Origin of the sequence: uncultured Campylobacter sp., assembly GCF_938002845.1 — a bacterium.
Lineage (GTDB): Bacteria > Campylobacterota > Campylobacteria > Campylobacterales > Campylobacteraceae > Campylobacter_B.
Window position 1 is genome coordinate 24092 of sequence record NZ_CALKZP010000047.1, and the last position, 11106, is coordinate 35197.

Here is an 11106-nt window from a genome sequence, read left to right on the forward strand (position 1 = left end):
TAAAAGGTCGAGTTATGATAAATCAAGACGAAATTTACACCGCTACCGAGATCGTGCGCAACTTCAGCACCGTTTTAAACAAGATTAAAAACCAAGAGATCAAAAAAGCCCTGATCGTCAAAAACAACAAATTCGAAGCCGTAATGATTAGTATGAGCGAGTTTGAGCGGCTCGAAAAGGCGGTTGAGTTACTCAAAGCCGTTTACGCCAAAAGGAGCGGCGGTGGCGAGTAAGGAGCTCGTCTGCGGCGGCGAAAGCTACAAAATCAGCTACGAAATTTCAAATCTGCAGCGTGAGCAATACATCCTGATTCTGCACGGCTGGGGCGCAAACAAGGCGCTTATGTCTCGGATTTTTGCGGACAAGTTCCGCCGTTATGCGTTAGTGTGCGTCGATCTGCCTGGATTCGGCGCCAGCTCGCAGCCCGCGCGCGCCCTTGGCAGCAAGGATTACGCAGAGATTATGCGCGCCTTTATCGCAGCCTTCGGCAAGCAGCCCGCAGCGATCATGGGGCACAGCTTCGGCGGCAAGATCGCTGCATTGCTAGCTCCGCGCAATCTCATACTGCTAAGCAGCGCTGGTATCATCGAACCCAAGCCCTTTGCCGTGCGCGCCAAAATCGTGATTTTTAAAATTTTAAAAAGATTTGGACTGGCGGGGCTTTGGCGCGCGTTTGCGAGCAAGGACGCCGCAGGTATGAGCAAGGCGATGTATGAGACGCTAAAAAACGTCGTAAATGAGGACTTCCGCGATATCTTTTCCGCGCTAAGCTCGCAAAATGCGCTCATCTTTTGGGGCAAGGACGATCGCGCCACTAGCCTAAAAAGCGGCGAGCTGATCCACTCGCTCGTCAAAAATAGCAAATTTTATCCGCTGGCAGGGGATCACTTTTTCTTTTTGCAAAGCGCGGATTTTATCGGCGAACAGATCGAAAAGGAGCTTGGCGGCAGCTAAATTTAACGATTCGGCGCCGCGCTAAATTTAAAGCAAAACGCGATTTGGTGTAAATTTTAAAATTTAGCCGCGAAATTTTAGCGCCGCACCGCGAAAATCGCGCTTTAGATGCAAAAACAGATCATGCGAAAGGCAAGAGCGAGTGCATTTTAAAAAGCGTTTCATTGCGGCGCTTTAATATGGCTCGCCCGCGTTATAAAATTTTGCAATCTGTTTGCGCAAAGATCGCGGACCTAAGCGTAAATTTAGATTATAAAGCCGCGAAGTATGCGGCACATATTTAAAATTTAGCAACGTAAAATCCGCTCTTTGGGCGCACAGTATAAAACGCAAAGCTCAAATTGCGGCGTGCCGCGTTAAATTTTAAAATTTTAATGCGGCAGCGGAGTTTCTGCTCCGCGCTTGCGGCAGCCATACAATAGACGACAAAACTGCGTGCGTGCACCGCAAAACGGACGATTAAATTTAGTCGCATAACCGCGCCATGTATTTGCCTCGAAAGGTCTATGTGCCACAAATGATGCAAATCATCGCGCGAGATAGGGCGCGATGTCGCAAGATACGCAGCGTGCGAAAATTTCAGGTCGCGAAAGATAGATACGGTGCGGTATCGAAAATGGGGGCGGCGCGCGGCAGCGTAAATTTATCTAGCGTGGCTCGTGCAGCTTTCGCGAGGGCGTGAATTTATGAGCGTGCAAGTTTGCAAAAATAGAATTTGCAAAGCGAAAATTCGTAAAATTTGCAAATGACGCCGAATGTCGGTTAGCTCGAGCTCGCCGCGTTTTTGCCCGCACAGGCTCGCAAAGCGGGCGCGCAAATTTATAAAAAGGAATTTTAAAAGATGAATATAATATTTTTGATCGCGCACGCGGCATTCGTCCTGCTGCTGGGCTTTTATCTGATCACCTGCCTGCAGTGGTTTTCGTACAAGCCCGCGCGCATCATCTTTCACTTCACCAAACCCGTGTGGCACCTTTATTTTTTGATTTTGCCGCTAGCGGCGTATTTTGGCTGCGAGATCGCGGCGAGCCTCTGTGCGGCTAAATTCGGCGCCGAGTGCCTTTATGCCTTGCACGCCGCTAAAATTCTAATCGTCGCGGCCTATGCGCTAGCGCTTTATTTTTGGCAAAGAAGGCTTGATAAAAAGCTTGTCTTTACGCCGCGCGTGAAGCGATTTTTTGCGATTTTGGCGCTCTGCGCGTTTGGCTTTAGCGTCGCGTTTTATGCCGCGGGAGGCCCGATTTTGCCGATCTTTTTACCGCTTGGTGCGGGCCTTACGGCGAGCTTTGCTTACGAGCGGGCGCAGGCTGCGAAATTTAAGGCCGACGCACGCAAAAAATTGGCCTCGATGCCATCCCTTACGATCATTCAGATCACCGCAAGCTACGGCAAGACGAGCATTAAAAACTTCTTGTATCAAATTTTAAAAAACGACTTTCGCTGCTATAAGACGCCGCGTTCGGTAAACACGCTAGCAGGGCTAGTGCGCGACGTAAACGAGGCGCTACCCGCAGATACGCAGATATACATCGCCGAAGCAGGCGCCAGGCTAAGCGGCGATATCGCCGAGATCACCGAGTTTTTGGCGCCGCAGATCGTCGTCGTGGGCGAGATCGGCGCGCAACACATCGAGTATTTCAAAAGCATCGAAAACATCCGTAAAACAAAGCTGGAAGCGCTAACAAGCGCGCGGCTAAAGCATGCGTTTTTGCACAGCTCCACGCAAAAAAGCGCGGACGAGCGCGTCACGATCTACGACGAGGGGCTGGAAATTTGCGGCGCAGATCTGGACGGAATAAAATTTAGCCTTGGCTTGAGCGAGAATGAGCCCCTCGCAAGCGGAGAGAATTCCATGCTGCATGCAGACACATCCGCCGCAGGTGGCGAAGGGCAGGGCGGTTTAAGCCTAGATGCAAGCAGTGCGGCATGCGCGAAAAAAGACAAAAATTCTAAAAATTACGGCGTCGATTTTGACGAAGCAAATTCCGTATCCTGCGCCGAACAAAGCGAGCAAGAATTTTACGAACAAACCGCCCGTGCCGCTAGCGACGATAAAATTTGTAACGTCAAAGAGTGGGGCGTGCAAGAGGCTTCAAACGAGCATAAAATTTCAAACGGGCAGAGAGAGCTATGCGAGAGACATGAGTTTTTCGCGCCGATTTTGGGTAAATTCAACGCTGCAAATCTCGCCGCATGCATAAAGATAGCGCGATTTTTAGGGCTTAGCACTGATAAGATCAAAAGCCGCGTCGCACACGTCGGCGCCGTCGAGCACCGCCTCGCGCGGCTCGATGCGGGCGGCAAGATCATCATCGACGATAGCTTCAACGGCAATCTAAGCGGCATGCTGCAAAGCTACGAGCTGATGCGAAGCTACGGCGGGCGCAAGGTCATCATCACGCCGGGCATCGTCGAGAGCACGCGCGAGGACAACGAGACGTTAGGCGCTAAGATCGATGAAATTTTTGATCTCGCGATCATTACGGGCGAACTAAATTCCGAGGTGCTGCAAAGCAGGATCGACCCCGCAAAGACTATCGTTTTGAAAGACAAGCGCGATTTGCAGCGGGTTTTGAGCGAAAATACGCACAGCGGCGATCTGATTTTGTTTTCAAACGACGCGCCGAGCTTCATTTAAGCGGCTTTGGCGATACGGCTTGTTTCGCCTGGAGCGGCATACGGCGCGATTTGGCAGGCGTATTTTTAGGCAAAAGACTTTGAGCAAGTGGGGCAAGCGACTTAAACGCGATCTATCGAGCGATTAGTTTAAGCGTGCGGCGCGATCTGTTTAAATAAAAGCCCTGTGTGGCGAAATTTTAGCGCGCCGTTATAAAATCGCAATCTTGCGCGCGATTAAATTTACGATGAAATTTAAAGGAAAGCCATGGATTTACGAGAAAAGATGCTAGGGCAGCTGCGGGCGCTAAGCGAGGAGAAGTTTGCACAATTTTCGCAGCGCCTAATACCGACGCCGCAGATTTTGGGCGTGCGCACTCCCGCACTGCGCGCACTTGCTCGCAAAAGCTTCGCCGCTTTGGGCGGAGCGGACGAGGCGCGGCGTGAGCTGCAAAATTATAAGCCCGTTTTTCACGAGGAGTTCGTGCTAAAAGGCTTTTTTATAATGCTTTTGAAGCAGGATGAGACGAAATTTGCGCTTGCGAGCAGTTTTATCAAAACGATGCCTAATTGGGCGGTTTGCGATATGTTCGCTCCGAAATTCAGAGATGCTGCTTTCGCGGACGCGCTACTAAAGCAGGCTAAAAGCGGCGTGAGCGAGTTTGAGAGGCGATTTTTCTACGTTTATTTTATGCAAAATATGGACGCGATCCCGCCCGAGAAGTTTTTTGAAATTTGCGCCGCCGAAAGCGATGAGCGGTACTACGTGCAAATGGGCGCGGCGTGGGCGATAGCCGAGATGTTTATCAAACAGCGCGAGATCACGCTTGCGTTTTTGGCGAGCAAGCGGGCGTTTAAATTTATCCAAAACAAGGCGATATCGAAGATCCGCGATAGCTTCCGCGTAAGCAAAGCCGATAAGGAGGCGCTTTTGAAGTATAAAATTTAACCGAGACGGAAAGTGGCAGAGGTAGTTAAAATTTCAGTTGCGCGCGGGGCTTGTCAGCCAAAATCGCGAGCTTTAAAATGTAAATTTAAGGAGAGAAAATGTTTAGCAAGGAATTTTTGGAGATTCTGAATTATGAATGCGCCGTGGGTATCGCTACCTGCGCGCAGGGCGAGGCTCATATCAGCAATACGTGGAACAGATATCTCGTCATTAAGGGTGATCGCATCCTCATCCCCGCTGCGGGTATGAAAAAGACGCAAAGCAACGTGGAGGCTAATCCAAATGTCGAGCTTAGCGCTACAAAGGAGCTAGCAGGTAGGTTTGGCGTAGGGCACGGCGCGCTTTATTGATAGTGGCGCGGAGTTTGAGGAAACGAAGGCGAAATTTCCGTTTGCTACGAGATTGCTTGAAATCACGGCTAGCAGCGTAAAACAGGTGCTGTAAGCCGAGCGGCGGGATTTTGGCGGATTTATGGATAGAATTTTGCCGCGAGCTTTACGATGAAATTTTGCCGTGAAATTTTATCGATGGAATTTTAAAGTTAGTAAAATTTTATCGACGAAACTTCGCTTCGCCGCAAAATTTTAAAGTGAGCAAAATTTTAAAACCTGCAAAATTTCGAAGTTTGCGAGATCCGTAAGTCTCGCTCAAATTTTTAGAGTATAAATTTACGCATTGAAAGGAAAAGTATGAAACGATTAGAGGGTAAAACCGCCGTAACTACGGGGGCGGCATAGGGCTTGGTATCGCAAAGTGTTTTGCCGAAGAGGGCGCAAATTTGATCCTGCTTGGCAGAAGCGTGGAGAAATTAAAAATCGCGCAGGAGGCCTTGGGCGGTTACGGCGTGAAAGCTTACGCGATAGAGGCGGATTTGGCGCAAAGTAAAACGATAAAAGGTCTTTGCGAGCGCATTTTAGCGCTATCTCTTAAGATAGATATTCTCGTAAATAACGCCGGACTGGGAAAATTCGTATCGTTTGAGGCGACCGATGAAGCGCTGCTGGACGCTCATCTAAACCTAAACGTCAAAGCGCCATATCTGCTTACTCAGGGGCTTTTGGGCGCGCTTGCGGCTAGCAAAGGCTGCGTGATCAATATCTCGTCGTATTTTGCGAACCGAATGCTCGTAGGGCGCACCACGACGGCATACTCAATCACCAAAGGCGCGCTAAATTCTTTCACCAAATCGCTTGCCTTCGAGGTCGGCAAACTAGGCATTCGCGTTAATGCCATAGCGCCCGGAAGCGTTCTAACGCCGCAGTTTGAGCGAAATTTAAGTGCGCTTAGCCCTCAGGGACGCGAGGCGCCCCTGCAAATGGTGCAAAATATCTATCCACTTGGCAAAATCGGCAGCGCGCAGGACATCGGCGAGGCGGCGGTGTTTTTGGCGTCGGACGGGGCGAAATAGGGGACGGCGCGATATTTGCGATAGACGGCGGGCTTACGACGAATTAGCCGCGATTGGGCGGAATTTTGGGCGCGGATTTTGAAATATAAAATTTTACGGCAGCAAATTCCGCCGCGAGAAATTTACTCCGTAGAATTCGCAGCGGCAAATTTTGCAATGAAAAATTTAACCGGGTAGAATTTTATAGCGATGAATACTGCGCGTGAAATTTCGCAGCGAAGAAAGCGCAGAATTCCGCAAGCTGTGCGAATTACAACGTAAATTTTAAAATTTATATTGTAAAATTTTGCGGCGTGCGGTTTGGTCGGAATCTCACAGCGCAAAATTTTAAGCTGCGGTAAAACGGTGCCTGCGGGGTTAAATTTAAAAAGCGGCGCCGGCAGCCGGCTTGAGATAATTAGAAATTAAACGAGATTGGAGAGGGTTTGAGAGTTTTGTTTCTAGCGATTTTAGCGGTGTTTTTGCTCTCTTGCGCGGCGCTATTTAGCTCGTGCGCGGCTCCGCTGGCGCCCGCTGGTAACGCGCTTAGCGTATACGACATCTACTCCGTAGCACGCGACCGCCGCAGCGTAAGCGAGGTCGCTAGCGACAAGCTCATCCAGACTAAAATCCAAAGCAAAATTCTATTTACCAAAGGCCTTAGCAGCTGGGATCTGGAGGTCGAGTGCTTCTACGGCGAGGTCTATCTCATCGGGCTGCTGGATAGCGAAGCGATGCGCGAGCCGCTGCTTGCTTTAGCTAGACAAACCGAAGGCGTGCGGCGCGTGCATACCTATCTGCGCGTCAAAAAGTCCGAATATCCGTGCAATTCGTTTGAAATTTTTACAAATTTAAAGAAAAATCTCTTTTCCGACACCGACGTTTCGGGCACTGCGGTGCGCGTGGCGATCGTGGGCTGCGACGTGGTATTTAGCGGCGTGGTGAGCGACATCGAGCACGAAAAGCACGCGATCTGGTATGCGACGCACGCGCCTGGGGTGCAGGACGTGTATTCGTTCCTGCGCGTGGTGAAGGAGTAGGGGCTTTGCGGTTAAATTTGATCGCTTCGGCAGGGCAAATTTAACCGCTTGCGGCGGGCTAAATTTGAGGATATGCCAGATTTATTTCAGCTCGTTTGCGGGGCAATCAGCGTGCATAAATTAAAATTTTATCGGCGCGCAAGATAACGTGGAATTTTAAAATTTGGCTCACGAGCGCGAGCATTAAGTAAATTTAAAGCCGCCTCAGACGATAATTTCGCAGATGAAATTTACGCCGCGAGCGCTCGCCGAAAAGTAGCGCCCGGCGTGCCGATAGAAAGCGCGCCCTGTTTAAATGGCGGCTAAATCAAAAGCGGCACGCGCGAGCTAAATTTAAAGCACTGCGTTTTTAAAAGCGCTAAATTTAAAGCGAGCCGCCGAGTTAAATTTAAACGTAACGCGCGCATTGTGAGCTAAAATGAGCTAAATTTAAAATCGCGTTGCCGTTATCGGCGAAATTTCAGCGAAATGACGCGAGCGCTCGCGCTAAAACATACGATCAAAATGCCTAAAAGGGCGCAAAATTCAGTAAATTTAAGGAGAGAAAATGAGCCAAAGCCAAAAATGTACGCACCAAACCGCGTGCGAGCTGCCCAACGTGAGGCTGATCAAGCACCCGCTGATCGAGCATAAGCTCACGATCCTGCGCGATCGGGAGACCGATCCATTTCAGTTCCGCATGCTCGTCGATGAGATCAGCTACCTGATGATGTTCGAAGCCACGCGCGATCTGGTGCTGCGCGAGGTGAGCGTGCATACGCCCGTGGCGCAAACTAGCGCGTATAAGCTCGCCACGAAGATCATGATCTGCCCGATTTTGCGCGCCGCGCTGGGGATGCTGGATAGCGTTTTCAAGCTCATACCGGATGCCAGCGTAGGATTTTTAGGCTTTCAGCGCGACGAAAAGACCGCACAGGCGGAGTTTTTTTACGCCAAACTGCCCGCAGATGCCGCAGAGCGCACCGCAATCATCATCGATCCGATGTTTGCGACCGGCGGCACGGCGATCGATGCGGTGAAATTCCTGCTGAAAAACGGCGTCAAAAAGATCAAATTTATCTCCATCATCGCAGCGCCCGAGGGGCTTCATAGATTTAGCGAGATCTACCCGCAGGTCGAGGTTTTTACCGCGGCGATCGACGAAAGACTAAACGAGCAAAAATATATCGTGCCGGGTCTCGGAGACGCGGGAGATAGAGTGTTTAATACGATGTGAAATTACGCGGCGAAGGACTTTGTGCTGCGTTAAATTTGCGCGGGATAGTGTTTTGCGCGGCGATAAATTGATCGGCAGCAAACTTTACCGGCAATGGAATTTTACGCGATGCGAAATCTATTTATCAAATATGCGGGTTGTGGCAGCTCGGAATTTCGCGCTGCGGTAAATTTGACAAGGCGCGTATTTTTTACAGCGCGCGCAATACGTAGTGAAATTTTAAATTTCGCAGCGCTGTAAATTTGAAGCGCTTTAAAATTTTAACTCGTCGTAGAATTTGCGGCATTTTGGAATTTATTAAATAAAATTTGAGCTCCGTGATGTATAAAACATGCAAATTTCAAAGTAATGAAAGGCGAAATAGGGCGGTGAAATTTCATTGTCGTCGAATTTTGCCGCAGAATTCGACCCGTGCGAGATTTCACAGAGAATTTACCGCGTCAAAACTCTACTCTCTGCAAAGCGGTAGCAAAATTTCAAAATTTAGCGCGCATTTACGGCGTGAAATTTTGCAACCGCCCGCACCGCAAATATTGCTATTTTCAGACCGCCCCTGATCGCGCTGCCACATAACCCGCGCGCAGCTCGCAAAAAAACTCCAAGCAGTCACGCTTTTCATAGCAGCTTAAAACTCAGCCACCACCTCCAGAATTTAGCGAGCCGCAAAATATCGCACAACGTCCGTGCCGCAAAAATTTACAAACCGCAAAATTTGCAAAAATCGTGCGGCGAAATTCTTACCCCAACGATCCGATAAAAAAGTCAGGGCGGCGCGCCAGGCGTATGCGAGGGGTGAAATTCTTACCCAAACGATCCACCCGCGCTAAAATGAAATTTCAAAATTTATCGAGCAAAATTTGCTTACTTCACCAGCCCCGCTTCCCTTAAAAAGCAGCTCGGCTCATAATTAATCTTTCTGATCTTATCAAATTTCGCGTAGCTTAGCACCAGCTCGTCGCGCGCTCTGGTGACCGCCACGTAAAATAGTCGCCGCTCCTCCTCCAGGCTGCCGCCCATCGCCATTAGCTTGAGGTTTGGGAAGCGGTTTTGCGCTAGATCGATGAGATAGACGCTGTAAAACTCAAGCCCCTTGCTTGCGTGCACGCTGAGCAGATTTACCCCCTCGCCCTCGCTCATCTCTTTTGCGCCCAGGGTTATGAAGTTATAAAAGCTCTGCGGATCCGCGTATTTGCCGGCGATCTGCTCTAAAATGCCGCATTTATCGTAGATGCGAGCGATCTCGTCCTTTTTGCGCTCGTCGTCTATCTTGCCGTTTTTCAGCGTCGCGCGTTTCGTCGCGATAAAGTCCGCCACGAGCGCGAAAAGGCGCGAGTCTTTGATCTGCGAGATCAGCGTGACGGATCTCGCAGCGGAGCCGCTTTTTTTAAAAATTTTATAAATTTCGTGCAAAAATACGGCGCCGCCCTCGGTAATTTTATTGTGTTTTAGCACCGGATGCGAGCGAAAAAACTCGTCAAATTCCAAAGCTTCAAAGCGCGATACCGAGCCGATTATATCGACATCGTCAAAAAGTCCTAGCTGATAGTTTTTCCTCTTTTTTTCAAAAATTTTAACGCTCTCGTCGGGGCGCAAAAGCCCTGCGTGAATGCTTCCGTGTCCAAGCGCGATTAGCGCGTCGAAAAGCTCCTTGCTCAGCGCGCTGCCGACGCCTCTTGCGTATTCGCACGTGCTCATAAATGCCATCATATCTTTTGGGTTTATTATCATCGCAAAGATGTCCGTAAAGGCCTTGATCTCGCGACTTTCAAAAAAGCTCACGCCGCCTTTTCGCTTCGCGCCGATGCCGAGCTCCTTAAGCGCGACCTCGACGCCGTCGGCGCTGGAGTTGTTGCGAAAGATGACGGCGATCTTTTCGCGCGGGGTGCCGCTTTGCGCGATCTGTGCGGCTACGTGGGCGTATTGCGCCGCCGTATCGTCGTAAACATGCAGCCTAGGCGCGCTAAATTTGCCCTCACGGCCCACGATCAGCTTCTTTTCGTAAAGGCGCGGATTATTCGCGATGACGCGATTTGCAAGCGCCAAAATCGCCGAGCTTGAGCGGTAGTTAATATTCAGCGCGTAAATTTGAGCGTCCGCAAAGCGCTTGCCGAAGCTGCCGATGATGTCGATGTTTGCGCCGTTGAAGGCGTATATGCTCTGATCGAAATCGCCGACGCAAAAAAGGCTTTTCGTCGCAAAGGCATCGATGAGACTTCCTTGCAGTGAGTTCGTGTCCTGATACTCGTCCACTAAAATTTCATCAAACCGCAGCGGCGCGCCCTTTCGTAGCTCATGGCGCATTTTTAGCAAAACGTCGTTGAAATCGGCGTAGTTAAATTTCGCCTTTTCCTCTTCGAACTCGCGCAAAATATCTGCGTAAATTTCGGCAAATTCCGCCTGATCCTCGTAGTTTTTGCTAAACCACGTCGCAAAATCCGCGCTCATCTCTTTGTTTTGATACAGCGAGTACACGTCGTACAAATATGCCCCGCCGTAGGGGCGCGCGTCGCTTACGTGATAAAATTTTCGCCTTTCTACGAGGCTTTTTAGCAGGGTTTTTAGCTCGGCGGGCTGCTTTAAGATCACGCCTTTGCCCAGCTCGCGAAGTAGGGCGTAGGATACGGCGTGAAAGGTGCCCGCGACGATTGCGGAGGTGATTTTTTTATCAAAATGCCGCTGCAGCCTCGCTATCATCTCGCTCGCGGCCTTATTCGTAAAAGTAAGAAGCAAAATTTTTCTAGGACTCGTGCCGAGATTTAGCAGATGAGCGATGCGCGCGACGATGGTGCTGGTTTTGCCCGTGCCTGCGCTTGCGATTACTAGATTGTGCCCCGCAGGAGCGGTTGCTGCGGCGTATTGTTCGGTGTTTAGCTTAGCTAGAGCGTCCAAGATTATTCCTTTGCAAAAAGGCGCCATTATAGCCTAAAATCATTAAAATTCTTTG

At 49.9% G+C, this 11106-nt stretch carries 11 protein-coding genes; 9 read left to right on the forward strand and 2 right to left on the reverse strand.

The genetic code is table 11. The annotated features are described in order from the left end of the window. Positions 1–14: 14 nt before the first annotated feature. Together Q0224_RS06915 and Q0224_RS06920 are read left to right on the forward strand one after the other, a co-directional pair. Positions 15–233: a type II toxin-antitoxin system Phd/YefM family antitoxin gene (locus Q0224_RS06915; protein WP_177389042.1), complete on the forward strand. Its 219-nt coding sequence runs from the start codon at positions 15–17 to the stop codon at positions 231–233. Then, positions 223–954, forward strand: a complete 732-nt coding sequence (locus Q0224_RS06920) for an alpha/beta fold hydrolase (RefSeq protein WP_297950113.1) — start codon at positions 223–225, stop codon at positions 952–954. The genes Q0224_RS06915 and Q0224_RS06920 overlap by 11 nt, the downstream gene beginning before the upstream one ends. 280 nt (positions 955–1234) lie before the next feature. Here the strand turns inward: Q0224_RS06920 and Q0224_RS06925 are convergent, their stop codons facing one another. Beyond that, entirely contained in the window at positions 1235–1429 is a 195-nt protein-coding gene (locus Q0224_RS06925; RefSeq protein ID WP_297950114.1) for a hypothetical protein, read from the reverse strand. 42 nt (positions 1430–1471) lie between these two features. Here Q0224_RS06925 and Q0224_RS06930 point away from each other — a divergent pair, with 42 nt between their 5' ends. The 7 genes from Q0224_RS06930 to upp all read left to right on the forward strand — a co-directional run bounded on the left by Q0224_RS06930 (position 1472) and on the right by upp (position 8162). Then, a complete protein-coding gene (locus Q0224_RS06930; protein ID WP_297950115.1) occupies positions 1472–1636 on the forward strand; it encodes a hypothetical protein in 165 nt (54 codons plus the stop codon). A 159-nt stretch (positions 1637–1795) separates the two neighbouring features. Then, positions 1796–3592, forward strand: coding sequence for a Mur ligase family protein (locus Q0224_RS06935; RefSeq protein WP_297950116.1), 1797 nt, complete (start codon positions 1796–1798; stop codon positions 3590–3592). Between the two features lie 246 nt (positions 3593–3838). Continuing rightward, positions 3839–4519 (forward strand): DNA alkylation repair protein, encoded by a 681-nt coding sequence (locus Q0224_RS06940; RefSeq protein ID WP_297950117.1) that lies wholly within the window; start codon positions 3839–3841, stop codon positions 4517–4519. Between the two features lie 98 nt (positions 4520–4617). Beyond that, positions 4618–4869 (forward strand): pyridoxamine 5'-phosphate oxidase family protein, encoded by a 252-nt coding sequence (locus Q0224_RS06945; RefSeq protein ID WP_297950118.1) that lies wholly within the window; start codon positions 4618–4620, stop codon positions 4867–4869. Positions 4870–5297: 428 nt separating this feature from the next. Further along, positions 5298–5927, forward strand: a complete 630-nt coding sequence (locus Q0224_RS06950) for an SDR family oxidoreductase (protein ID WP_297950119.1) — start codon at positions 5298–5300, stop codon at positions 5925–5927. A gap of 425 nt (positions 5928–6352) precedes the next feature. Then, on the forward strand, positions 6353–6946 hold the full coding sequence (locus tag Q0224_RS06955; protein WP_297950120.1) for a BON domain-containing protein: 594 nt from the start codon (positions 6353–6355) through the stop codon (positions 6944–6946). A gap of 589 nt (positions 6947–7535) precedes the next feature. After that, the gene (gene upp / locus Q0224_RS06960; protein WP_297950153.1) at positions 7536–8162 is read left to right on the forward strand and encodes a uracil phosphoribosyltransferase; all 627 of its coding nucleotides are present in this window, start codon (positions 7536–7538) and stop codon (positions 8160–8162) included. A gap of 861 nt (positions 8163–9023) precedes the next feature. Here the strand turns inward: upp and Q0224_RS06965 are convergent. Next, positions 9024–11078 (reverse strand): ATP-dependent helicase, encoded by a 2055-nt coding sequence (locus tag Q0224_RS06965; RefSeq protein ID WP_297950121.1) that lies wholly within the window; start codon positions 11076–11078, stop codon positions 9024–9026. Positions 11079–11106: the final 28 nt, after the last annotated feature.

Coding starts and splice junctions, on each gene's coding strand:
- Q0224_RS06935 (WP_297950116.1), top strand. CDS start 1,796: ATGAATATAATATTTTTGATCGCGCACGCGGCATTCGTCCTGCTGCTG.
- Q0224_RS06945 (WP_297950118.1), top strand. CDS start 4,618: ATGTTTAGCAAGGAATTTTTGGAGATTCTGAATTATGAATGCGCCGTG.
- Q0224_RS06925 (WP_297950114.1), bottom strand. CDS start 1,429: ATGCGACTAAATTTAATCGTCCGTTTTGCGGTGCACGCACGCAGTTTT.
- Q0224_RS06915 (WP_177389042.1), top strand. CDS start 15: ATGATAAATCAAGACGAAATTTACACCGCTACCGAGATCGTGCGCAAC.
- Q0224_RS06930 (WP_297950115.1), top strand. CDS start 1,472: ATGATGCAAATCATCGCGCGAGATAGGGCGCGATGTCGCAAGATACGC.
- Q0224_RS06965 (WP_297950121.1), bottom strand. CDS start 11,078: ATGGCGCCTTTTTGCAAAGGAATAATCTTGGACGCTCTAGCTAAGCTA.
- Q0224_RS06940 (WP_297950117.1), top strand. CDS start 3,839: ATGGATTTACGAGAAAAGATGCTAGGGCAGCTGCGGGCGCTAAGCGAG.